Consider the following 22,787-nt stretch of genomic DNA (forward strand, 5'->3'; position numbering starts at 1 on the left):
ACAATTCAAAAGCGCAAAGAAACACGCGCAATGCAAACAAGTGTTCTGCGCATGCGGAGGCCCGCGGCCCGGGGGCGCCCGCTCAGGTAACTCGGTCAGGCCGCGTGGGCCGTGGTCGCTGGTGCGTCGGTGCGGTGGTGGGCCAGGGCCTGCGCAATGGCCCTCACCAGGTCGGCCGTGAGGAAGGGCTTGCGCAGGATCCGCGTGCGCGGCGGCACGGCGTAGCGGTGCGCGAGCAGGTCGGAGGGAAGTCCCGAGATCAACACCACGGCAGTGCGCGGGTAGAGGCGCTGCACGTCGCGCATCAGCTGCAGGCCGTCGCCGCCGGGCCCCAGGCTGACGTCCGACAGCACCAGGTCGAAGGCCTGGCGTTCGAGCGCGGCGGTGGCGTCGGTGGCCGACGCCACCGCCTGCACCCGCGCACCGTGCTCCTTGAGGAACTCGAAGGTGGCGTCGCGCACGTCGGTGTCGTCGTCCACCAGCAGCACCTGCAAGGCGTCGAGCGACAGCGCGGGCGGTGGCGGTGCGCAGGCCGGCGCAGCCGACGGTGCGGCCTCGGGCAGCACCAGCGTGAACGCGGTGCCCTGGCCGACGGTGCTGCGCACACGCAGGTCGCCGCCCGACTGCTTGACGAAGCCGTAGACGATGCTCAGGCCCAGCCCGCTGCCTTCGTTCTCCTTGGTCGAGAAGAAGGGTTCGAAGATGTGCTCCAGCACGTGCGGCGGCATGCCGTGGCCTGTGTCGCTGATGCGGATCTCGACCACCGGGCCAGGGCTGCCATGCGCGCCGTTCACGCCATGTGCCGCCATGCCGGCCGCCGCCGCATGCCACGCGCTGTGCAGGGTGAGCACGCCGCCGCGCGGCATCGCCGCGCCCCCGTTCAGCGCCAGGTTGAGGATCGCGTTCTCGAGCTGTCCGCCGTCGGCCAGCACGCACGCCCCGTCGGCCTGCAGGTCGAGCTCGACGCGGATGCCTTGGCCGAGCGAATACTCGATGAGGTCCTGCAGTCCAGCCAGCATCTGGTCGACATCGATCACTTCGGCGCGCAGCGTCTGCCGGCGGGCAAAGGCCAGCAGGCGCGTCGTGAGCACGGCGCCACGCTCCGAGGCCCGGAACGCCCGGTCCACGATCCGGCGCATGTCGGGCGACAGGTCGTCGCGCGATTGCAGCAGCTGCAGGTTGCTGAAGATCGCCGCCAGCAGGTTGTTGAAGTCGTGCGCGACGCCGCCCGTGAGCTGGCCCAGCACTTCCATCTTCTGCGCCTGCCGCACCTGCCGTTCGAGCGCGCGGCTCTCGCTCTGGTCGCTGTACAGCGTGACGAAGCCGCCGGCCGGCATGGGGTGGTTGCGCACGGCCAGCACCTGGCCGTTGTCGAGCAGGTAGTCGTCGCGCCGCCGCTGTGCATCGGGCGGCCCCAGCAGGTCGACGGCGGGGCGGCCGTCGGCCAGCGCCGGCAGCGCCGCGCGCAGCGTGTCGAGCGTCGCGCCGGTATGGATCGCCTGCGCGGGCAGGCGCAGCAGCACGGCGAAGCGCGGGTTCCAGGCCACCAGGCGGCCTTCGGCGTCGAACGCGCCCAGGCCGTCGTCGATGCTGTCGAGCACCGTGCGCAGCAGGCGCCGTTGCTCCGAAATGTCCGCACCCATCCGCCGCATCGACAGCGTGTTGTCGCGGAACACGTTGAATGCACCGACGAGCGCACCGACCTCGTCGTCGCGCCGTGAGACATCGGGCGGCGCGCTGGCATTGCCGTGCGACAGCTCGGTGATGGCGGAGGTGACCCGCGTGAGGTCGCGCAGCGATTCGCGCAGGCTCCAGTACCCGAGCACCAGCGCGGCGGCTGCGACCAGCAGCGCGAGCGTGACCGCGATCAGCCCCGAGCGCACGATCAGGCCCACCGAATGTTCGCGCGAGGACACCTCGGCGCTGAGCGCCGCCACATGGCGGTCGACCGAGCGCGTGAGCTCTTCCGAGAGCACGCGCGTGGAGGTCAGCAGCAGGGTCTTGCGATCGCGCAGCGCGAGGTGCTGCCTGCGCAGCGCGAAGATGCTGTCGGCCTGCGCGGCGATCTGGGCGCGGATCGCCGCATCGATGCGCAAGGCGTTGGCTGAGCCGGCGTAGGCGAGATAGACCCGCTCGGCCTCGTCCAGGTCGAGCGTGTTGTGGGCGTACAAGGCAACCCGCAGCAGATGCAGCGTGTGGTCTGCAACGAACCTGGAACGCTCGGGCAGATCGGCGATGCGGTGCTCCATCTGGCTCAGCGCGTGAATGCGCCCGCGGCCTTCTTCCCGCAGCGCGAGGTCCAGGCGCTTGAACTCGATCAGATCGTCCAGCACCACCTGCATGGCGCTCAGCACCTTCGGCACACCGGTGGCTGCGCCGCTCGCCGGTGGCAGTTGCGCCGCGAGCACGCGCACCTCCTCCTGTCGCTTCAGCAGATCGGCCTTTTCCTGGTTGAGCCGCGCCGATATCGACATTTCCGCCACGTACGGCGCTGCCGCCGCCAGGTGCGTGACGCGCTCCGACAGCGCGAGCGACTTCGCCACCGACGGCAGGATGCGCTCGTCGAACCCCTGGATCGCGGCCTTGGCGTTGAACAGCGCCACCATCGCCACGGCGGCCAGCACCAGCGTGGTGATGGCCAGTACCGCGAACGCGGAGAGCCATCGCCCGCGCAGGCTGCACGAGCGCTTGCGCCCGCGCGCAGGCGCGTTCGCGTTCGAGGAGGTGCGGGGGCCTTGCATGGGGCGGGCGGGTGCGGGCGCTGCTGCCTCAGCAGCGCACCACGTTCGCTGCAAAGCGGTAGCCCGCGCCGCGTTCCGTGCAGATGAAGCGCGGATGGTCCGGGTCTTCTTCGATCTTGCGGCGCAGGCGCGACACCAGCACGTCGATCGTGCGGCTCACCGCGTCCGACTGGGCGCTGCGCGTCTTGAGCAGCAGCTGCTCGCGGTCGATGACGCGGTTTGCATGCAGCACGAAGACCTCGAGCAGGGCGAACTCGCCGTGCGTCAGGTCGCAGGGCGTGCCGTCGCCGTGCAGCAGCTCGCGCGCGGTGATGTTGAGGGTCCAGGGGCCGAACAGGTAGCGCTCGTGGCTCAGGCGGTCGGTGCGCAGCGAGCGCGGCATGCCGGTCTCGGCCGAGCGGCGCAGCAGCGCGCGGATGCGTGCGACCAGCTCGCGGTTGTCGAAGGGCTTGGCGATGAAATCGTCGACGGCGGTTTCCAGGCCCAGGATGCGGTCGGCGGCCGTGCCCTGGCCGGTGAGGATGATGATCGGGATGCGCGAGCGCGTGCGCAGCTGGCGCGCGAGCTCGATGCCGTCTTCCTTCTTCAGCCGCAGGTCGATGATCACGAGCGAGAAGGCGCGCTGGTCGAGGCGGGCCGCCATGGCCAGGCCGTCCGGCACGGCCTGTGCGCGAAAGCCCGACGACTCCAGCAGGTCGACCAGCGTCTCGCAGACTTCGGGATCGTCGTCGACCACCAGGATTTCGGGTTTCACTACGTCAAGCATGAGGTTCCAGAAGGCCGGACTGTGTGTCCGGTCGTCCAAAATTCTTGCAGACAAAAGCGCACCAATTGATACCTAAAGGTTAACTAAGTCCCTCTCAGGCTGGTATTTCGCGACTTTTTTCGTCCGATGCTTTACACATGCATCGAAGCATCCCTTTCGGGGACTTCAATGTGATCCGTTTGTTACCCAAGTACGGGCGGTTCGACCGGCAGCGCCCGCTTGTGGGCGCTCTTGCGGTGCGTCGACAGGATCACCGCGCGCGCTGCGGCCGACACCGGCTTGCCCTCGAGGAAATCGTCGATCTGCTCGTAGCTCACGCCGAAGGCGTCTTCGTCGGGCTTGCCCGGCACCAGCGACTCGAGGTCGGCCGTGGGCACCTTGTAGACCAGCGCATCGGGCGCGCCCAGCAGCTGCGCCACGGCGCGCACGCGGCGCTTGTTGAGGCCGGTGAGCGGCGTGATGTCGGCCGCGCCGTCGCCGAACTTGGTGAAGAACCCCATGAGCGCTTCGGCCGCGTGGTCGGTGCCGATCACGAGGCCGTCGTGCGCACCGGCCACCGCGAACTGCGCAATCATGCGCTGGCGTGCCTTGATGTTGCCGAGCACGAAGTCTTCGTGCGCCGCATCGCGAAAGGCCTGCCCGCCGGCGTGCAGCGCGGCCAGCATCGCATCGGCGGCGGGGCGGATGTCCACCGTCAGCAGGCGGTCGGGGCGGATCACCGCCAGCCCGGCCTGCGCCTCGGCCTCGTCGCGCTGCACGCCGTAGGGCAGGCGCATCGCGATGAAGGTGGCGTCGCAGCCTTCGGCGCGCAGCTTCTCGACCGCGCGCTGCGCGAGGCAGCCGGCGGTCAGCGAATCGACGCCGCCGCTGATGCCCAGCACCAGCGTCTTCAGGCCGGTGCTGCGCAGGTAGTCGGCGAGGAAGTCGGTGCGCCGCGCGAGTTCGGCGGCGGCATCGAAGACGGGCGCCACGTGCAGGGCCGCGATGATCTCGCGCTGCGTGGCATCGACGGGGGTGAGGTCTGCACTCATCTGTGGGGCCTGGATGTGAGGATGAAGATCAGAAATCGACGAGGCTGAGGCCGATGCTGAGCACCGTGCGTTTGCGGTTGTAGTCCACCAGCGTGTCGCCATAGCCATGGAACAGCTGCGTGTGGAAGCGCAGGTTGCTCTTGGTCGGGTCGCCGATGGCCTTCAGCCATTCGAGGCGCACCGAGCCGCGGCCGCTGTCGCGCAGGTTGTTGCGCACCGTGATGCCCAGTTGGTTGTCGCGGTTGAGGTTCCAGCGGCCCGTGACTTCGGCGCGGCCGATGTAGTCGGCGATGTCGGGGTTGTCGTCCTTCGCGGCGCTTTCGGACATGCGCTGCCAGACGCGGCCCGTGACGGTGAAGCGGTCGTCGAGCTCGGCGCCGCCCATCAGGTACACGCGGTTCCAGCTGCGCGACAGCGGCAGGCTCTGGCCGTTCGACTGGTGCACGATGCCCACGCCTGCATAGCGCCAGCGCCAGCCGCCGGGCAGGTGGACGTCGGTCGGGTAGACATACATCAGCTCGGGTTCGTGGTCGGTGGTGCGGAAGGGCCGCGAGATCGAGCCGTTGAACAGCTGCCAGGTCGACTGCTGCGAGTACGCGAACCACAGCGAGTCCTTCTTGATCGGGTCGTTCTGCGTGAGCATGCCCTGCGCGAGCTTGGTGCGCACCGACAGGCCGATGCGCATCTCGTTGGCCTGGTAGGCCACGGGCTCGGCCGTGTGGCCGGCCGACGGCGAGGTCGGCGGCTGGGGCTTGTCGGTGGCGGCCGAGGCCGACACCGTGAGCGGGCGGTAGCCGCGGAAGCCGAAGGTGCCGCAGTCGGTGGCGTTCTCGAGTTCCCAGAAGCGCGACAGCGTCGAGTACTGGCGGTCGCGGCAGCCTTCGGTGGTGGCGACCGAGACCACGCGCGTGGCCGGAATCGCGCCGTCCACCGGCGGTTGCGTGCTCGCGAGCACCGGCGGCGCCACGGGCACCGACACCGAGGGCAGTGTCTGCTGCTGCGACCAGCGGTCGTAGCAGGCCAGGCGCGCTTCGTTGTTCGCGCCGAGCGCGGCGCACTGCTGCCAGGTGAGTTGCGCGTCGGCCAGCGGACTGGCCGGCTTGTCGACGGCCTGGGCCTGCGCACCTGTCACGCCGGCCACGGCGCCGAGGCATGCGGCCACGGCGGCGACGGTGCGCAAATCGAAGAGTGAAGCAGGGTGTCGTCGTGTCGTCTTCATGGCTTTCCTTCCTGTGCGACGGTCTTGCGCAGCACGAACGGGTGCGTGCGCTCGGTCGCGGCATCGCGCCACGTGCCGCGAAACTCGCGGCCGCAGGCGCCGGGCTGCAAGGTGCCCGACCAGACGCCGCTGATGGCGCGCCCGTCCAGCGATTCGTCGATGGACAGCGCGCCCTCGTCGTCGACATCGCCCGCGAGCTGCGCGACGGTGGTCTTCGTCGAGGCATCGGCGCGGCGCGTGATGGTGCCGCGCACGCCGGCGTATTCGGGGTGCTTGCCCAGCTGCACGACGGCCGTGCCGGGCAGGTCGTCGAAGCGGGCGTCCCACTGGCCGTACAGCGCCTGCAGCGGCAGCTCGCGCGCGTCGGCGGGGCAGTTGGGGTCGCGGGGCGTTGCGCAACCGGCCGCGAGGGCGGCGGCGAGCAGCGCGACCGCGACCGTCGCCGTCGTCCTCATGGCGTGGCGGCGGCCTTGGCCGCGCTGTCCAGCGCCTTGCGCGCGAACTCGGCGCGCAGCGCCTTCAGCTTTTCGCGCGGGTCTTCCTTGGTCGTGGCCTTGTCCAGGCCCATCTCGGCGATGAAGCGGCTGGGCATGCAGGGCACCATGTCGCGGCCCTGCTTGCGCTTCTTGGTCCAGCTCACGGCCAGGCTGCGCTGGGCGCGGGTGATGCCCACGTACATCAGGCGGCGCTCTTCCTGCAGGCGCTGCGTGGTCTCGTCGCTCACCACCTTCTGGCGGCCGTTGTCGTCGTCGAGCTTGAAGGGCAGCAAGCCCTCGGTCACGCCGATGAGCATCACGTGCGGCCACTCCAGGCCCTTGGACGCATGCAGCGTCGAGAGCGTGACCACGTTCTGGTCCTGCTCGCGCTCGCTGATGGTCGACAGCAGCGAGATGGTCTGCGCCACTTCGAGCAGGCTCTTGTGCTCGTTCGGGTTGGTGTCGTCGGCGCCCGAGGCGTCGTCGAGCGAACCGCCGGCGCGCTGCGACATCCAGTCGACGAACTCCAGCACGTTGGTCCAGCGCGTGGCGGCCGCGGCCTCGCTGTCTTCGCCTTCGTACAGATGGCGCTCGTAGTCGATCTCCTTGAGCCACTCGAGCATGAAGGCCCGCGAGGCTTCCGCGCCCATGGTGCGGCGCGCGCGGTATTCCAGGTCGTTGATGTAGCGGCCGAACTCGTGCACGCCGTCGAGCGTGCGCTTGGGGATCACGCTCGGCAGCGAGGGGCTGAACAGCGCCGCGAACAGGCTCAGCTTGTACTGGCTCGCGAAGCTGCCCAGGCTGGCCAGCGTGGTGTGGCCGATGCCGCGCTTGGGCGTGGTGATGGCGCGCAGGAACGCCGGGTCATCGTCGTTGTTGACCCACAGGCGGAACCAGCCGCACAGGTCCTTGATCTCGGCGCGGTCGAAGAAGCTCTGGCCGCCCGACACCTTGTAGGGAATCTGCGCCTTGCGCAGCGCCTGCTCGAAGATGCGGGCCTGGTGGTTGGCGCGGTACAGGATCGCGAAGTCGCGGAACTCCTTGTACTGCTTGCCCTGCGACACCGTGTCGCCTGCGCGCAGGCTGATGATGCGCGCCACCGTGCGCTCGGCCTCGTGCAGCTCGGTGTCGGCATCGACGATGCGCACCGGCTCGCCTTCGCCGAGTTCGGAGAACAGCGTCTTCGGAAACAGCTTGGGGTTGGGTCCGATCACGTTGTTGGCTGCGCGAAGAATGGCGCTGGTGGAGCGGTAGTTCTGCTCCAGCTTGATGACCTTGAGCGTCGGGTAGTCGACCGGCAGCTTCTTCAGGTTGTCCAGCGTGGCGCCGCGCCAGCCGTAGATCGACTGGTCGTCGTCGCCCACCGCCGTGAACTGGCCGCGCTCGCCGGCCAGTGCCTTGAGCACTTCGTACTGCGTGGCGTTGGTGTCCTGGTACTCGTCGACGAGGATGTGGCCCAGCATGGCCTGCCACTTCGCGCGCACCTCGGGGAACTCGTACAGCAGCTTCAGCGGCATGCCGATGAGGTCGTCGAAGTCCACGCTCTGGTAGGCCTGCAGCCGCTCTTCGTACTGGACCATGATTTCGGCCGTGATGCGCTCGTTGTCGTCCACCGCGGCGGCCGCGGCCTGCGCAGCGTTCAGGCCCATGTTCTTCCACTTGCTGATCGTCCACTGCCAGATGCGGGCGGTGGCGATGTCGACGGTGCCGCCGCAGTCTTTCAATATCTTGGTGACGTCGTCGGCGTCCAGGATGCTGAAGGCCTTCTTCAGGCCCAGCACGTGGCCGTCCTCGCGCATCATGCGCACGCCCAGTGCGTGGAAGGTGCACACCACCACCTTGCGCGCGTCGCGCCCGATCAGGTCCTTGGCGCGCTCGCGCATTTCGGCGGCCGCCTTGTTCGTGAAGGTGATGGCCGCGATGCGCTCGGGCTTCAGGCCCGACTGGATCAGCCGGCCGATCTTGTGCGTGATCACGCGCGTCTTGCCCGAGCCCGCACCCGCGAGCACCAGACAGGGACCGTGCATGTAGTTGACCGCTTCTTGCTGGGCGAGATTGAGACCGTGGGACATGGGGGAGGGGGAACCGGGAAAGCGGGAACGCGAAAAAGGCAGGAGGGGCCGCAGGGCGCGGCCGTCGCAAAGCGGGCAATGATACGGGCCCGGCTCCAGCCGTCCGTGTCAGCGGGCATCGCGCGACGAAGGAGGACGACAATGCCGGCGTGCAGCCTGTTTTTCTTGTTACTTTTCCTTTCTTCGCCCTGATCGCGGCCGGCTACGCCGCCGCCCGCACCCGCATCCTGCCGCTGGATGCGATCCCGGGGCTCAACACCTTCGTGCTGTATTTCGCGCTGCCCTGCATGCTGCTGCGCTTCGGCGCCGGCACGCCCATCGCACAGCTGCTGGACGGCAGCGTTGCACTGATTTGGGGCATCTGCGCGCTGGCCGTGGTGGCGGGCGTGGTGCTGTTCACGCGCAATGCGCGCATCGGCTGGAACGACGCGGCCTTCGGCGCGCTGGTGGCGGCCTTTCCGAACACCGGCTTCATGGGCGTGCCGCTGCTGGTGGCGCTGCTGGGCGCGCAGGCGGCCGGGCCGATCATCATCACCATCGCGTTCGACCTGGTCGTGACCTCGTCGTTGTGCATCGCGTTGTCGCGGCTCGACGGGGCCGGCAGCGCGGGCCGGCACGGCGCCACGCTGGCCGCGCGCAAAGCGCTGCGCGGCATCCTCGTGAACCCGATGCCCTGGTCGATCCTGCTGGGCGTGCTGCTGTCGGCGATGCGCTGGCAGCTGCCCGGGCCGGTGGAGCGCACCATCGCCATGCTGGCCGACGCGGCCTCGCCGGTGGCGCTCTTCACCATCGGCGCGGTGCTCGCGCGCTCGGCGCTGCTGGCGCGCGAGCACGGCGCCAGCGCCATGGTGGCGGCGGCGATGGGCACCGGCGCCGGGCCCACGCCGAAAGCGCCGCTGGCCGATGTGCTGCCCGTGGTGCTCGTGAAGCTGGTGCTGCATCCGCTGGCGGTCTGGGCGCTGGGGCGCGGTGCCATCGCGCTCGGGCTGCCGCTGGCGCCCTCGGCGCTGGCCGTGATCGTGCTGGTCGCGGCGCTGCCGAGCGCGAGCAACGTGTCGATGCTGGCCGAGCGCTTCGGCGCCGACAACGGCCGCATCGCACGCATCATCCTGTGGACGACGGTGGCGGCGTTCTTCACCTTCCCGGTGGCGGTCGGCGCGCTGCGCTGACCGGGGGCGTTACTCGGTCAGCACGCCGAGCTTGTACGGATCGGCGTCGGAGAGCCGCTCGCACTTCGAGAAGTCGCGGCCCTGCGTGCCGTCGCAGTAGTAGGTGTTGTAGATACGGCCGAACAGCGTCGGGCTGGCCGTGAAGAGCACGCCGTGGTCCGGCTGCCAGTTGTCCTTGGGGGCGGGCGCGGTGGCTTCCATCGGGCGGGCCGCGTCGGTGGCGCCGGGGGCGGGCGTGAAATCGGCCAGCGTCTTGCGGGCTTCCTCGCCGCGCCAGCGCACCGCCAGCTCGGCCGCCGTGGGGCGGGTCGCCACCGGCACCAGGATGCCGTTGACCTGCAGGCCGTGCCCGAAGCGGTGCGTCTTGCCGGCCAGGAAGGCGTAGGCGCAGGCCGCCATGCAATGGCCGCGCACCTCGGTCTGCACGCCGCTCTCGCGGATCGCGTCGGCGTACGCGCCGGCCGCTTCGGCGGTGCCGCCGAACGAGTCTTCGAAGACCACGGTGCGCACCGTGCCGCTGCTCAGGAGTTCGGTGAAGGCCTTGACCTTGCTGCCGTCGAGCGTGCCCGACACCACCAGCCGCCGACCCTGCAGTTCAAGCTCCGCCGCGCCCGCGGACCCTGCAGCGGCCAGGTACGAGAGCGACACGGCGACAGCCACAGCAACCCCAGCCAGAAGAGACGACGATTTCACGGCGACCTTTGCATCAAGCGAGCGGGCACGAAATACCGCGGACCCAGCGATGGAACCGCACAGGCACAGCTTGTGCAAGGGCGGGGGTACCGTCAACTCTTTTTGCAGATTATTTCGGGGTAATCCCAGGGCATGTCTAAAGGCATACCGTGCGTTATCTCTTCAGATGAATGCTTGCGTATGCAGTTGCACTGCTACAGTGGTTCCGAGTCCAAGGTGTGAAGGGTCCAAGTGGGGCGCGCGATGGCAATACTGGTTCGCATCCTGATGTGGTTGGCCTGGCTCGCTGCGGTGGGCTGGTTCTGGCATGCCGGCACGATCGGCACGGGCGCCGCGCTCGCGCTGGCCGCGCTGAGCCTCGTCGTGTTCGCCTGGCCGAACAGCATTGCGCGGCGACGGCACAACGAGCTGCGCTATGTCGACATGGGCAAGGAGCCCACCGGCTACCACTGACGATCGACACGGCGCGTTCGGGCCGCGCCTAGGACTTTGGTCCAATGCGCAACGACGCAGAGCTTCCTAGGATGGCGGCGCCTTACCGCCCTCCAGGAATCTCGCCGTGTCTCCTTTCCCTCTGCGTTTTCGTTTCGCCCGTCTTCTGCTGCTGGCCGTTCCGACGGCCGTGCTCGTCGCCTGCGGTGGCGGGGGGGACGGCGGCTCGGGCGTCGGCTTCCTGCCGAACAGCGGCACGGGCACCACGCCGCCCGTCACCACCACCCCACCCACGGCACCGCCCGATGCGCCCGACGACGGCGATGCCTTGCGCAACGCGCCGTGGGTCGAGGGCGTGTTCCGGACCGCGAGCCTCTACAAGGACCGCTGCGCGGCACCGCGCACCGGCACCGACCCCGACGGCAAGCCCTTCGCCGACAAGACCGGCCGCACGCTCGACGAGAACAACTGGCTGCGGTCGTGGACCAACGACACCTACCTCTGGTACGACGAGGTCCCGGACCTGGACCCCGCGCGCTACGCCACGGCCGACTATTTCGATCTGCTCAAGACCTACGCCGTGACGCCGTCGGGCAGGGACAAGGACCAGTTCCATTTCACCTACACCACCGAGGAGTGGAATGCGCTCTCGGGCGCCGGCTCGTCCATCGGATACGGCGCGCAGTGGGCTTTCTTTGCCCTCTCCCCGCCGCGCGATCTGCGCGTGGCGTACGTGGAGCCCGGCTCTCCCGCGGCCACGACGGGCGCCGGCCTGCCGCGCGGCGCCCGGGTGCTCGGGGTCAACGGCGTCGATTTCGTGAACGACCCCACGCAGGAAGGCGTCGATGTCATCAACGCGGCGCTCTTTGGCGCTGCACCGGGGACGTCCACGCGGTTCACCGTCGTCGACGCGGGCAGCAACACCCCGCGCGACATCACGCTGACGGCGGCGCCGGTGATCTCGACCCCCGTCCAGAACGTCAAGACGCTCCCGAACGCGGGCCGCACGGTTGGCTACCTGCAATTCAACGACCACATCGGCACGGCGGAACTGCAACTGAAGGCCGCCATGGAGTGGCTGCGCGCGCAGCGGGTCACCGAGCTGGTCGTCGACCTGCGCTACAACGGCGGCGGCTATCTGGACCTGGCCAGCCAACTGGGCTTCATGGTCGCCGGCGAGACGCAGACGCGCGGCAAGACCTTCGAGACCGTGCGGTTCAACAACAAGCACACCGAGCGCGATCCGGTGACTGGCAACACGCTCGCGCCCACGCCGTTCTGGGCCACCACCCTGGGCTTTCTTTCTCCCATCGACCCGCCCCTTCCGCTGCCCAGCCTCGATCTGCGACGCGTCTACGTGCTCACGGGCCCCGACACCTGCTCGGCCAGCGAGGCGTTCATCAACGGCCTGCGCGGCATCGACATCGACGTGGTCCAGATCGGCGACACCACCTGCGGCAAGCCCTACGGCTTCTATCCCGAGGACAACTGCGGCACCACCTACTTCAGCGTGCAGTTCCAGGGCGTGAACGCCAAGGGCTTCGGTGACTACCCCGACGGCATTACGCCCACCTGCTTCGTGCCCGACGATTTCAGCCGTGCGCTCGGCGATCCGCAGGAGGCGCGCCTGGCCGCCGCACTGGCGCACCAGGTCTCGGGGGCCTGCCCCGCCGCACCGGCCGGACGCCTCGCCAAGCGTGCCGTCGCCGGCCCCGCCGCGCCCTTGTTGCACAAGCCCGAAGGCCTGCGCAACCGCATCCTGCGTCCGCGCTGAAGCAGGCGTCCGCGCGCCGCGCTCAGATGCTGTGCGGGTCCACGTCCACCAGCCAGCGGATCACGCCCTTGCCCTCGGGCGTGCGCCGCAGTTCGTGAAGCAGCGGCTGCCAGGCGGCCAGCAGGCGCTGCAGCGCGGCGCGTGAGGGGCTTTCGATGAGCATCTGCGCGCGCTCCACGTTCGCCACGCGCTGGATCGCCAGCGGCACCGCCGGGTAGCGCGTGACCAGGTCCGCACCGGGCAGCGCCTCGGCCTGGTCGGCCGCGAGGTTCAGGAAGCCCTGCGCCACCGCCTGCTCGCGCGCGTCGGCGCGCACCAGCGCCTGGAACGCGAAGGGCGGCATGGCGGCGGCCTGGCGTTCTTCGAGCTGCTGCTTGGCGAAGGCCTCGTAGTCGTGCCGGCGCAGCGCCGCGAACAGCGGGTGCGGCGCGTGGTGCGTCTGGATCCACATCTCGGCCTTGGCGCCTTGCGCCGCGAGGTAGGCGGCATCGCGGCCCGCGCGGCCGGCCGACTGCATCAACAGGCTGAACAGCCGCTCGGGCGCGCGGAAGTCGCTGGAGAACAGCGCGCCGTCGGGGTTCACCGCGGCCACCAGCGTGATGCGGCGGAAGTCGTGGCCCTTGGCGATCATCTGCGTGCCGACGAGCACGTCGACCTCGCCCGCGTGCACGGCGGCGAGCTGCGATTCGAGCGCGCCTTGCTTCTTCGTGCTGTCGGCGTCGATGCGCGCGATGCGCACCGCGCTGCCATCCGCATGCTTCACGCCGGCGAACAGCTCGGCCAGGTGCTCTTCGAGCCGCTCGGTGCCGCGGCCCACGGGCGCGATGTCGGGGTTGCCGCAGGCCGGGCAGGCGCGCGGCACGCGCTCGGTGAAGCCGCAGTGGTGGCAGCGCAGCGTGCGGTCGATCTTGTGGAACACGCGGTAGGCGCTGCAGTGCGGGCATTCGCTCTTCCAGCCGCAGTCGCCGCAGGCCAGCACCGGCGCATAGCCGCGCCGGTTCAGGAAGATCATGCTCTGCTCGCCGCGCGCGATGCGCTGGCCGATGGCGTCGAGCAGCGCGCCCGAGATCACCGTCTTCGGCGGCTGCAGGTTCATGTCCACCAGCCGCACGGCCGGCAGCGCGCCCGCGCCGATGCGCGAAGGCATGGCCAGCCGCACGTAGCGCCCGCCCGGGTCGTCGCCCTCGGGCGGCCGGCTCTGGTGCCAGCTCTCGAGCGAGGGCGTGGCCGAGCCCAGGATCACCTTGGCCTTTTCGCGCTGGCCGCGCCACACGGCGAGGTCGCGCGCCGAGTAGCGCGCACCTTCCTGCTGCTTGTAGCTCGGGTCGTGCTCCTCGTCGACGACGATGAGCTTCAGCCCTGGGATCGACGCGAACACCGCCATGCGCGTGCCCAGCACGATGCGCGCAGCGCCGCCGTGCGCCGCCAGCCAGCTCGCCAGCCGCTGCGGGTTGGTCATGCCGCTGTGCAGCGACACCACGGCCTCGTCGCCGAAGCGGGCCTTGAAGCGGGCCTCGAGCTGCGGCGTGAGGTTGATCTCGGGCACCATCACCAGCGCCTGCGCCTCGGGGTCGCGCGCCAGCAGGTCGGCCACGCAGCGCAGGTAGACCTCGGTCTTGCCGCTGCCCGTGCTGCCCACCAGCAGGAAGGTGCCGGTGCCGGCCTCGATGCGGGCCAGCGCGGCCGACTGTTCGTCGGAGAGGGCGATCAGGTTCGCGGATTCGGCGGTTTCGGCCACCGGCCCGGCCGTGGTCTTGCGCTTGAGGCGGCGCGCCAGCTGGGTGGTCGTCAGGTCGCGCAGCTGCGGCGGCAGGGCGGCCAGCGCGATCTCGCCGATCGAGCGCTGGTAGTAGCGCCCGGCAAACGCCACCAGGTCGCGCCAGGCCTCGCCCAGCGGCGCCAGCGCGTCGAGCGCCGCGCCCACGGGCTTCAGCGCCATGTCGGGCTCGGCGCCCTCCAGCGAGGTCGGCTCGTTCCAGACCACCCCCAGCACCTCGCGCTTGCCCAGCGGCACCCGCACCAGCGTGCCCGGCACCAGCGGCTCGGCGCCGGCGTAGCTCAGCAGGTCACCCAGCGCCGCATGCGCGGGCGTCTGCACCGCGATGTCGAGTCGCCAGGGGCAGGAGACGTTTGTGGCGGATGTGACCGTCGGCGCGCCGGCTTCGGGCGGCGATTCGGTGGAGGGGCTGGGCGTCCTTTTTGGCAAGGTTTGTTAATGCGTTTTGGAGCAAGACCGCTTAAGTTGTTGATTTCACAGCGCTTTGGCGGTCATCCAGAGTTTCTGTGGATAACTTTGTTGACAAGACGGCTGGATAGTCGCCGAAGCCTTGATTTTCAAGGCTTCCGCTGGAATGCCTGTAAAAAAAGCAAAAATCAAAACCTATATAAATCAACCACTTAGCGTCGCTATTGGTTTAGGAGCAGAACCAATGCCCCCTCAGATAATCTTGCGCAGTGCAACACGCGTTTTGTGCATAAGTCGGGCGTCCGGGGCCGTTTTAGGGCTTGACAAACGCCGGGCGACTGGCTTTCAGGGGGCGCTGAGTCTGCCAACCGGGCGGTCGGCAGTTCACATTTGTTAGCTCAAGTGCGCAGCGCGCGCGACTGGTCGTGCACCGCCTGGACCAGCGCCGCGACGTGGTCGGGCGGCGTGAACTGGCTGATGCCGTGGCCCAGGTTGAAGATGTGCGTCGGGCCCGCGGTGGTGCGGTCGGTGTGGGGCTTGCCGAAGGCCTGCAGCACCTTGCCGACCTCGGCCTCGATGGCCGCGGGCGGGGCGAACAGCACGTTCGGATCGATGTTGCCCTGGATCGCCTTGGCCTTGTCCTCGGTGCCTTCGGCCACGAGGCGGCGCGCGGCGGCGAGGTTCACGGTCCAGTCGACGCCGAGCACTTCGCAGTCGAGCGCACGCATGGCGCCGAGCCACAGGCCGCCGCCCTTGGTGAAGACGATGCGCGGCACCGGCTGGCCGTCGGGGCCGTGGCGCTTCAGGCCGGCGAGCACGCGCGCGGTGTAGGCCAGGCTGAATTCGTGGAACGCGCCGTCGGCCAGCACGCCGCCCCAGCTGTCGAAGATCATCACGGCCTGCGCGCCGGCGTCGATCTGCGCATTGAGGTACGCGGCCACCGAATCGGCATTGACCGCGAGGATGCGGTGCATCAGGTCGGGGCGGCCGTACAGCATGCTTTTCACGAGGCGGTAGTCGCTCGAGCCCGCGCCTTCGACCATGTAGCAGGCCAGCGTCCACGGGCTGCCCGAGAAGCCGATCAGCGGCACGCGGCCGTTCAGCGCCTTGCGGATCGAGCCCACGGCGTCGAACACGTAGCGCAGCTTGTCCAGGTCGGGCACTTCGAGCGCGGCCACGGCCGCTTCGTCGCGCACCGGGCGCGCAAAGCGCGGGCCTTCGCCGGCCTCGAACGACAGGCCCAGGCCCATCGCGTCGGGCACCGTGAGGATGTCCGAGAACAGGATGGCGGCGTCGAGCGGGTAGCGCGCCAGCGGCTGCAGCGTGACCTCGGTGGCGTAGTCGGTGTTGGTGGCCAGCCCCATGAAGCTGCCGGCCTTGGCGCGCGTGGCAACGTATTCAGGCAGGTAGCGGCCGGCCTGGCGCATGAGCCAGACGGGCGTGTGATCGGTGGCCTGGCGCCAGCAGGCCCGCAGGAAGGTGTCGTTTTGCAAAGGGGCGAAAGGCATGGCCCGATTGTCGCAGGGCCCCCCGCGTTCCCCGTCAGTTGACCGACAGCGCACTTTGCGTTGCATCAACCCGCCCCGATGCGCCACGGCGCGCGCCAGCCGCGAGCATCCGTTCCCGACACAACTTCGGTCTGGAACGGACATGGCGCAGCAGGTTTTCGATGTGGTGGTGGTGGGCGCCGGCTCGGCCGGCTGCGTGCTGGCGCACCGGCTGGTGCGCGCCGGGCGCCGCGTGCTGCTGCTGGAGGCGGGCCCGCCCGACGACGACCGCTTCATCCACATGCCCGCCACCTTCGTGCGCGTGATCGGCACCGAGCGCACCTGGGCCTACGAAAGCGAGCCGCAGCCCGCCGCCGCCGGCCGCAAGATGTTCGTGCCGCAAGGCCGCACGCTGGGCGGCGGCAGCTCGGTCAATGCCATGGTCTACGTGCGCGGCACGCCGGCCGACTACGACGGCTGGGAGGCGCAGGGCTGCGAGGGCTGGGGCTGGCGCGACGTGCTGCCGTGGTTCCGCAAGGCCGAGGGCAACGCGCGCTTCGCCTGCGAGCTGCACGGTACGAACGGGCCGCTGAAGGTGAGCGACACGCGCTTTCGCCATCCGCTGAGCCTGGCCTTCCTGCGCGCCGCGCAGCAAAGCGGACTGGCCTACAACGACGACTTCAACGGCGCCGCCCAGGCCGGCGTGGGCTTCTACCAGACCACCACCTTCGAAGGCCGGCGCGCGAGCACCGCCGCCACCTACCTCGCGGCCGTGCGCGACGACCCGAAGCTCACCGTGGTGACGGGCGCGCACGTGCTGCGCGTGCTCACGCAGGACGGCGCGGCCACCGGCGTGGTCTACCGCACGGGCCGCAACGGCAGCGGCGAAGAGGTGGTCGCCACCGCGCGCGATGAAGTGATCCTCTCGGCCGGCGCGCTCGCCTCGCCCAAGCTGCTGCTGCTCTCGGGCATCGGCCCCGGCGCGCAGCTGCAGGCGCTGGGCCTGCCGGTGGTGAAAAACCTGCCCGGCGTGGGCGAGAACTTCCAGGACCACCTGGAGGTGTCGGTCTACGGCCGCACGCGCGAGCCCGTGAGCCTGCTGGGCAATGACCGCGGCCTGGCGGCGCTGAAGCACGGCCTGCAATGGATGCTGTTCGGCTCCGGCCTGCTCACATCGAACGTGGTCGAGAGCGGCGGCTTCGTCGACACCACCGGCGAGGGCCGGCCCGACCTGCAGTTCCATGTGCTGCCCGTGCTCGTGGGCGACGTCGACCGCGAACCGCTGGCCGGCCACGGCCTGTCGATCAACCCCTGCTTCCTGCGCCCGCAGTCGCGCGGGCGCGTGGCGCTGCGCAGCGCCGACCCGATGGCGCCGATCCTGTTCGACGGCGGCTACCTGCAGGCGCAGGCCGACGTCGACACGCTGGTGCGCGGCGTGAAGTTGGCGCGCCGCATCCTGCGCGCGCCGGCGCTGCGCGAGGTGGTGTCCGAAGAGCTGGCGCCGTCAGCCGCCGACGACATGTCCGACGAGGCCCTCGAGGCCTACGTGCGCGAGCGCGCCAAGACCGTCTACCACCCGAGCGGCACCTGCCGCATGGGCCGCGACGCCATGGCCGTGGTCGATGCGCGCATGCGCGTGCACGGCGTGGCGAAGCTGCGCGTGTGCGACGCCTCGGTGATGCCTTCGCTCGTCAGCGGCAACACCAACGCGCCGACCGTGATGCTGGCCGAGCGCTGCGCGGACTTCGCGCTGTCAGGCAACTGAGATTGCACGGTCGGTCAATCGCCGAAGCGCACTGAAACCTAGAGTCCTTTCCAACCAGGAGACACAGCGAATGAGTTCCCCGAATTCCATGGCCGGCAAGGTCGCCTTCATCACCGGCGGCGGCACCGGCATCGGTGCGGCGGTGGCCGCACAGTTCGTCGCGGCGGGCGGCCGCGTGGTGCTGATGGGGCGCCGCCTCGCGCAGCTCGAAGCGGTGGCGTCGAAGCTCGGCGGGCTCGCGGTGGCGGGCGATGCGGCGAACACTGCCGACGTGCAGCGCGCCCTGGCCGCCGCGCGCGAACGCTTCGGCGGTGTCGACGTGCTGGTCGCCAACGCGGGCGGCCACGGCGTGGGCGATGCGCTTTCGACCGACGACGCCTCGTGGGCGCTGTCCACGCGCCTGAACCTCGACACCGCCTTCGTCTGCGCACGCGAGCTGCTGCCCGAGCTCATCGCGCGGCGCGGCAACATCGTCGTGCTCTCGTCGCTCGCGGGCCACTTCGCGGGGCCGGGCGTGGTCGGCTACGTGACCATGAAGCACGCGCTCATCGGCCTCGTGCGTTCGCTGGCGCGCGACTACGGCCAGCAGGGCGTGCGCGTGAACGCCGTGTGCCCCGGCTGGGTGCGCACCGAGATGGCCGACGAGCAGATGCAGGTGCTCGTCGACAAATACCGCCTGCCCGATGCCGACGCCGCCTACGCCCTCGTCACGCGCGACGTGCCCATGGGCCGCGCCGCCAGCCCCGATGACGTGGCGAACGCCGTGCTGTTCCTCGCCTCGCCGCTGGCCGCGATGGTCAGCGGCAGTTCGCTGATGGTCGATGGCGGTGCGTCCGCGGTCGACCTGCCCACCATCGCCTTCGCGCACGACGCCTGAAGAAGGAAAGACGCCATGAGCACCGACACCACGAAACCCGCCGACTGGAAGACCTACGACCAGTTCGCCCTCGGCATCGCAACCAACCGCCTGCCCGCCACCGACGCACTCGCCGGCCAGACGCTGCGGCTCGCGCTGCCCGGCTTCCAGCTCACGCTGCAGCCGCGCGCGCAGCACACGCTCGACTGGCACGAAGACGGCGCACGCGGGGGCGAAGGCAAGGGCGACTGGTACGAGGCCATCGAGGTCGCGCCCGACACCTTCTTTCTCGACATCACGCAGGCCAGCCGTCCGAGCGAGGCGCTGACCGTGGTCCTCAACACGCGCACGCGCCGCGTGCTCGCCATCCGCTGCCGCATCATCGGCGCCGACGAGGCCGCGGGCCAGCCGCGCGTGCCGCAGGACTTCTGGCCCGGCACGCTCGAAGGCGGCGCCGCCACCGGCGTCGCGCCGCACGCCACGCGCGATCTCATCGGCCTGCGCACCTGGCAGACCTACAGCCCCAACCACACCTACGAGCACACCTACTTGAGCGCCGAGCGCTACGCGTGGCAGTGCCTCGTGGGCGTGCAGCGCGGCCACGGCGACGTGGACCTCGCGAGCTACTGGAAGTTCGACGACGACCAGTACGTCTTCACCTTCCGCGAGTTCCTGATTCCGGTCGCCTCGGTGTTCTTCTTCGACTTCGCGAACGGCCGCTCGACCGGCAAGTTCCTCGGGCTCACCGGCACTGGCGCGATCGCCAACAACCCCGCGGGCGCCTTCATGCGCAAGGCCTCGCAGACCTTCTACCCGCCCGAGTTCGGGCCCGTCTGACCTCACCGTTGTCCAGGATTTTGTCATGCGCACCCCTTACCAGATCGTGGCCGACCACTACGCCGCCTCCGACCGCCACGACCTCGCCGCGATGTTCGCCGACGTGGCCAACGACGTGCAGTGGACCGAGATGGCCGGATTTCCCTGTGCCGGCACGCACGTCGGCCCCGCGCAGGTGGTCGAGAAGGTCTTCCAGGTGCTCGGCGCCGAGTGGGAGGGCTACCGCTTCGTGCTCGAACGGCTGGTCGACGGCGGCGACACCGTGGTCGGCATCGGCGACTACCACGCGCGCCACCGCACCACGGGCAAGCCGATGCAGGCCCGCGTCACGCACGTGTGGCAGGTGCAGGGCGGAAAGGTGCAGCGCTTCGAGCAGTTCACCGACACGCTGCTCGTCGCGCGCGCCATGCAGCCGTGACACCGCTTTCTTTCGCATCCCTCGCATCCCTTCCCGGAGCCCGCCCATGAATCTGCGCGACCTGTCGATCGAACACCTCGGCCAGGTGGGCCTGCTGGCGCAGCGCCGCCGCGGCAACCACATCGACGGCCACGAGGTCGTGCCCCGCAACGGGCAGTACCTGCCGGTGGTCGACCCGGCCACCGAGATGACCGTGGCCGAGGCGCCCGACAGCGACGCGGACGACGTGCACGCCGCCGTCGCCGGCGCGCGCCGCACCTTCGAGAGCGCCGTGTGGAAGTCGCTGCGCCCGGCCGACCGCGAGCGCATGCTGTACACGCTCTCGACGCTCATCGAATCGCACGCCGACGAACTCAGCGCGCTCGAAACCTTGCAAAGCGGCAAGCTGCGCGGCATCGCGCGCATGGTCGACGTGGGCGCGGGCGCGGAGTTCGTGCGCTACATGGCGGGCTGGGCCACCAAGCTCGAAGGCCAGACGCTCGACAACTCCATCGGCATTCCCGGCGCGCAGTGGGTCACGTACACGCGGCGCGAGCCGGTGGGCGTGGTCGCGGCCATCGTGCCGTGGAACTTTCCGCTCGCCATCGCGCTGTGGAAGGTGGCGCCGGCGCTCGCGGCCGGCTGCACCGTGGTGCTCAAGCCGTCCGAAGAAACGCCGCTCACCGCGCTGCGGCTGGCCGAGCTGGCGCTGGAGGCGGGCTTTCCGCCGGGCGCGCTCAACGTGGTGTGCGGGCGCGGCGCCACGGCCGGTGCGGCGCTGGCCGCGCACCCGGACGTCCGCAAGATCAGCTTCACCGGCTCGACGGCCGTGGGCCGGCACATCGGCCACGCGGCCGTCGACAGCATGGCGCGCTTCACGCTGGAGCTGGGCGGCAAGTCGCCGCTCATCGTGCTCGGCGACGCCGACCCGGCGGCGGCGGCGCAGGGCGCGGCCAACGGCATCTTCTTTCACCAGGGCCAGGTGTGCACCGCGGGCTCACGCGTGTACGTGCAGCGCGGCCTGTTCGACGAGGTGGTGCGCCGGCTTGCGCAAGCGGCCGAGGGCCTGCACATCGGCTCGGGCTTCGACCCGAAGGCGCAGTTCGGGCCGCTCGTGTCCAAGCGCCACCTGGCGCGCGTGATGGCGCACATCGACGGCGCCGTGGCCGAAGGCGCCACGCTGGTCACGGGCGGGCGCCAGGCCTTCGACGGTGGTTGCTTCGTGCAGCCCACCGTGTTCGTCGACGCGCAGCCGTCGATGCGCATCGCGCGCGAGGAAGTGTTCGGCCCGGTCGCGACGGTCGTGCCCTTCGACGACGTGGACGACGCGGTGCGCCTGGCCAACGACAGCGCCTACGGCCTGGCGGCCAGCGTCTGGTCGAACGACCTTTCGGCTGTGCACCGCATCGTGCCGCGCCTGCAGGCGGGCGTGGTCTGGGTCAACGCGCACAACGTGCTCGACAACGCGCTGCCGCTGGGCGGCGTGAAGCAGTCGGGCAGCGGGCGCGACCTGGGGCGTGCGGCGGTGGAGAGCTTCACCGAACTCAAGAGCGTGTGCATGGCGGTGTAGCCCCGCCCCCGGTTTCGATCACCCAGAAAGAAGGAGACACCTCATGCAAAGCAAAAGACGAATCGCGCTGTCGGCCGTTGCGGGCGCGCTGGGCCTGGCCGGCTTCAGCGGCGCCTGGGCGCAGGCGGGCCCCGACTGCGGCCTCAACACCGGCAAGCCTGCCACGGGCGAGCCCATTCCCATCGGCGCGGTGGTCGGCAAGACCGGCCCCGACGACTTCAGCGCCTCGGGCCAGGCGGCGGCCGCGTACTTCAAGTGCGTCAACGCCAACGGCGGCATCCATGGCCGGCCGGTCGACTACCTCGTGCTCGACGACCAGTGGAACCCCGAGACGGCCGCGCAGGTCGCCTCCAAGCTCGTGAAGGACCGCAAGGTGGTCGCGCTCGTGGGCAGCACCAGCTTCGTGGAGTGCGGCGCCAACGCCAAGATGTACGCCGACGAGGGCGTGATGGTCATCGCCGGCACCGGCGTGCCGCGCGAGTGCTTCAACGCGCGCAACTACGTGCCGGTGAACGCCGGGCCGCGCGTGTCGGCCACCATCGCCGCGATGTACGCTGCGCAGAAGTACAAGGCGAAGAAGATGGTCTGCATCATTCCGAACATCCCGAGCCTGGGCAACTGGGCCTGCGAAGGGCCGAAGGAATGGGGCAGGAAGAACGGCGTGACGGTCGAGACCCTCACCATCGACCCCGGCTCGGCCGACGCCACCTCGACCATGCTGCAGGCCGCCGCGAAGAAGCCCGACACCATCATCATGAACGTGCCCAAGGGCATCCTCGTGCCGATGCTGGCCGCGGCCGAGCAGCAGAACCTGGGCAAGAAGATCCACTTCGTGTCGGCCGCGCCGGCCTACAACGTCGACGTGCCCAAGGCCATCGGGCCGTACTGGAAGGGCAACTTCGACGTCAACCTCGAGTTCAACCCGCTCGAATCGGCCGGGCCCGACAACAAGAACTGGCTGGCCGTGATGGACAAGCATGGTGCCAAGAGCGACCCGCGCGACACCTTCTCGCAGGCCGGCTACCTGGCCGCGCGCCTGGCCACGCAGGCGATGCTGAAGATGGACCCGAAGAAGATAGACCGCGCCGGCGTGACCGATGCGCTGCGCAAGGTGAGCGACTTCCGCAGCGACATCCTGTGCAAGCCCTTCTACGTGGGCAACGGCAACCGCCACAACGCGAACAACAGCGGGCCCATGGCCAGCCCGGACGGCAATGGCTGGCGCTTTGCGCCCGGCGGCTGCCTCACGGCGGACGACCCCGAGCTGGTCGACATCCGTGCCGACGAGCAGAAGATGGGCCTGAAGTAAGCGCGCCG

General features: G+C 69.8%; 18 protein-coding genes. 9 read left to right on the forward strand and 9 right to left on the reverse strand.

Annotated features, from left to right (window positions below):
• Positions 1–95: 95 nt before the first annotated feature.
• The 6 genes from ACAM42_RS03370 to ACAM42_RS03395 all read right to left on the reverse strand — a co-directional run bounded on the left by ACAM42_RS03370 (position 96) and on the right by ACAM42_RS03395 (position 8,305).
• Positions 96–2,741, reverse strand: coding sequence for an ATP-binding protein (locus ACAM42_RS03370; RefSeq protein ID WP_369631107.1), 2,646 nt, complete (start codon positions 2,739–2,741; stop codon positions 96–98).
• A gap of 28 nt (positions 2,742–2,769) precedes the next feature.
• Complete coding sequence (locus tag ACAM42_RS03375) at positions 2,770–3,507, reverse strand: response regulator (protein ID WP_070063911.1); 738 nt, start codon at positions 3,505–3,507, stop codon at positions 2,770–2,772.
• 182 nt (positions 3,508–3,689) lie between these two features.
• Positions 3,690–4,538 carry an ammonia-dependent NAD(+) synthetase gene (gene nadE, locus ACAM42_RS03380; RefSeq protein ID WP_369631108.1) on the reverse strand — a complete coding sequence of 283 codons (849 nt, stop codon included), beginning with the start codon at positions 4,536–4,538 and terminating at the stop codon, positions 3,690–3,692.
• Between the two features lie 28 nt (positions 4,539–4,566).
• Positions 4,567–5,757 (reverse strand): phospholipase A, encoded by a 1,191-nt coding sequence (locus tag ACAM42_RS03385; protein WP_369631109.1) that lies wholly within the window; start codon positions 5,755–5,757, stop codon positions 4,567–4,569.
• Positions 5,754–6,212 carry a hypothetical protein gene (locus tag ACAM42_RS03390; protein WP_369631110.1) on the reverse strand — a complete coding sequence of 153 codons (459 nt, stop codon included), beginning with the start codon at positions 6,210–6,212 and terminating at the stop codon, positions 5,754–5,756. Before ACAM42_RS03390 ends, ACAM42_RS03385 begins: the two co-directional genes overlap by 4 nt.
• Complete coding sequence (locus tag ACAM42_RS03395) at positions 6,209–8,305, reverse strand: ATP-dependent helicase (RefSeq protein WP_062476196.1); 2,097 nt, start codon at positions 8,303–8,305, stop codon at positions 6,209–6,211. The genes ACAM42_RS03390 and ACAM42_RS03395 overlap by 4 nt, the downstream gene beginning before the upstream one ends.
• 149 nt (positions 8,306–8,454) lie before the next feature.
• Between ACAM42_RS03395 and ACAM42_RS03400 the strand changes: the two genes are divergently transcribed.
• Positions 8,455–9,474: an AEC family transporter gene (locus ACAM42_RS03400; protein ID WP_369631111.1), complete on the forward strand. Its 1,020-nt coding sequence runs from the start codon at positions 8,455–8,457 to the stop codon at positions 9,472–9,474.
• A 9-nt stretch (positions 9,475–9,483) separates the two neighbouring features.
• Here the strand turns inward: ACAM42_RS03400 and ACAM42_RS03405 are convergent, their stop codons facing one another.
• Positions 9,484–10,134 carry a hypothetical protein gene (locus ACAM42_RS03405; RefSeq protein WP_223301482.1) on the reverse strand — a complete coding sequence of 217 codons (651 nt, stop codon included), beginning with the start codon at positions 10,132–10,134 and terminating at the stop codon, positions 9,484–9,486.
• 276 nt (positions 10,135–10,410) lie between these two features.
• Between ACAM42_RS03405 and ACAM42_RS03410 the strand changes: the two genes are divergently transcribed.
• Together ACAM42_RS03410 and ACAM42_RS03415 are read left to right on the forward strand one after the other, a co-directional pair.
• Positions 10,411–10,620, forward strand: a complete 210-nt coding sequence (locus ACAM42_RS03410; RefSeq protein WP_062476199.1) for a hypothetical protein — start codon at positions 10,411–10,413, stop codon at positions 10,618–10,620.
• A 106-nt stretch (positions 10,621–10,726) separates the two neighbouring features.
• The gene (locus ACAM42_RS03415) at positions 10,727–12,373 is read left to right on the forward strand and encodes a S41 family peptidase (RefSeq protein WP_369631112.1); all 1,647 of its coding nucleotides are present in this window, start codon (positions 10,727–10,729) and stop codon (positions 12,371–12,373) included.
• Between the two features lie 22 nt (positions 12,374–12,395).
• Here ACAM42_RS03415 and priA read toward each other — a convergent pair whose 3' ends face one another.
• Positions 12,396–14,471 (reverse strand): primosomal protein N', encoded by a 2,076-nt coding sequence (gene priA / locus ACAM42_RS03420; RefSeq protein ID WP_369632715.1) that lies wholly within the window; start codon positions 14,469–14,471, stop codon positions 12,396–12,398.
• 485 nt (positions 14,472–14,956) lie between these two features.
• Positions 14,957–16,066, reverse strand: coding sequence for a uroporphyrinogen decarboxylase (gene hemE / locus ACAM42_RS03425; RefSeq protein ID WP_369631113.1), 1,110 nt, complete (start codon positions 16,064–16,066; stop codon positions 14,957–14,959).
• Positions 16,067–16,208: 142 nt separating this feature from the next.
• Here hemE and ACAM42_RS03430 point away from each other — a divergent pair, with 142 nt between their 5' ends.
• The 6 genes from ACAM42_RS03430 to ACAM42_RS03455 all read left to right on the forward strand — a co-directional run bounded on the left by ACAM42_RS03430 (position 16,209) and on the right by ACAM42_RS03455 (position 22,779).
• A complete protein-coding gene (locus tag ACAM42_RS03430) occupies positions 16,209–17,810 on the forward strand; it encodes a GMC family oxidoreductase (RefSeq protein WP_369631114.1) in 1,602 nt (533 codons plus the stop codon).
• Between the two features lie 70 nt (positions 17,811–17,880).
• Positions 17,881–18,687: an SDR family NAD(P)-dependent oxidoreductase gene (locus ACAM42_RS03435; protein WP_369631115.1), complete on the forward strand. Its 807-nt coding sequence runs from the start codon at positions 17,881–17,883 to the stop codon at positions 18,685–18,687.
• 15 nt (positions 18,688–18,702) lie between these two features.
• Positions 18,703–19,503 (forward strand): MoaF C-terminal domain-containing protein, encoded by an 801-nt coding sequence (locus ACAM42_RS03440; protein ID WP_369631116.1) that lies wholly within the window; start codon positions 18,703–18,705, stop codon positions 19,501–19,503.
• Positions 19,504–19,528: 25 nt separating this feature from the next.
• Positions 19,529–19,921: a nuclear transport factor 2 family protein gene (locus ACAM42_RS03445; protein ID WP_095743473.1), complete on the forward strand. Its 393-nt coding sequence runs from the start codon at positions 19,529–19,531 to the stop codon at positions 19,919–19,921.
• Positions 19,922–19,967: 46 nt separating this feature from the next.
• Complete coding sequence (locus ACAM42_RS03450) at positions 19,968–21,470, forward strand: aldehyde dehydrogenase (protein WP_369631117.1); 1,503 nt, start codon at positions 19,968–19,970, stop codon at positions 21,468–21,470.
• A 43-nt stretch (positions 21,471–21,513) separates the two neighbouring features.
• On the forward strand, positions 21,514–22,779 hold the full coding sequence (locus ACAM42_RS03455; RefSeq protein WP_369631118.1) for an ABC transporter substrate-binding protein: 1,266 nt from the start codon (positions 21,514–21,516) through the stop codon (positions 22,777–22,779).
• The last annotated feature ends 8 nt before the right edge of the window (positions 22,780–22,787 follow it).

It is taken from the genome of Variovorax sp. V35 (assembly GCF_041154465.1).
In the GTDB taxonomy this organism is placed as follows: Bacteria; Pseudomonadota; Gammaproteobacteria; order Burkholderiales; family Burkholderiaceae_C; genus Variovorax; species Variovorax boronicumulans.

Bases quoted from the DNA above. Each gene is read 5' to 3' on its own strand.
- ACAM42_RS03440 (WP_369631116.1), top strand. From the start codon at position 18,703: ATGAGCACCGACACCACGAAACCCGCCGACTGGAAGACCTACGACCAG.
- ACAM42_RS03410 (WP_062476199.1), top strand. From the start codon at position 10,411: ATGGCAATACTGGTTCGCATCCTGATGTGGTTGGCCTGGCTCGCTGCG.
- ACAM42_RS03385 (WP_369631109.1), bottom strand. From the start codon at position 5,757: ATGAAGACGACACGACGACACCCTGCTTCACTCTTCGATTTGCGCACC.
- ACAM42_RS03445 (WP_095743473.1), top strand. From the start codon at position 19,529: ATGCGCACCCCTTACCAGATCGTGGCCGACCACTACGCCGCCTCCGAC.
- nadE (WP_369631108.1), bottom strand. From the start codon at position 4,538: ATGAGTGCAGACCTCACCCCCGTCGATGCCACGCAGCGCGAGATCATC.
- hemE (WP_369631113.1), bottom strand. From the start codon at position 16,066: ATGCCTTTCGCCCCTTTGCAAAACGACACCTTCCTGCGGGCCTGCTGG.
- ACAM42_RS03375 (WP_070063911.1), bottom strand. From the start codon at position 3,507: ATGCTTGACGTAGTGAAACCCGAAATCCTGGTGGTCGACGACGATCCC.
- ACAM42_RS03390 (WP_369631110.1), bottom strand. From the start codon at position 6,212: ATGAGGACGACGGCGACGGTCGCGGTCGCGCTGCTCGCCGCCGCCCTC.
- ACAM42_RS03430 (WP_369631114.1), top strand. From the start codon at position 16,209: ATGGCGCAGCAGGTTTTCGATGTGGTGGTGGTGGGCGCCGGCTCGGCC.
- ACAM42_RS03435 (WP_369631115.1), top strand. From the start codon at position 17,881: ATGAGTTCCCCGAATTCCATGGCCGGCAAGGTCGCCTTCATCACCGGC.
- ACAM42_RS03450 (WP_369631117.1), top strand. From the start codon at position 19,968: ATGAATCTGCGCGACCTGTCGATCGAACACCTCGGCCAGGTGGGCCTG.
- ACAM42_RS03395 (WP_062476196.1), bottom strand. From the start codon at position 8,305: ATGTCCCACGGTCTCAATCTCGCCCAGCAAGAAGCGGTCAACTACATG.
- ACAM42_RS03455 (WP_369631118.1), top strand. From the start codon at position 21,514: ATGCAAAGCAAAAGACGAATCGCGCTGTCGGCCGTTGCGGGCGCGCTG.
- ACAM42_RS03370 (WP_369631107.1), bottom strand. From the start codon at position 2,741: ATGCAAGGCCCCCGCACCTCCTCGAACGCGAACGCGCCTGCGCGCGGG.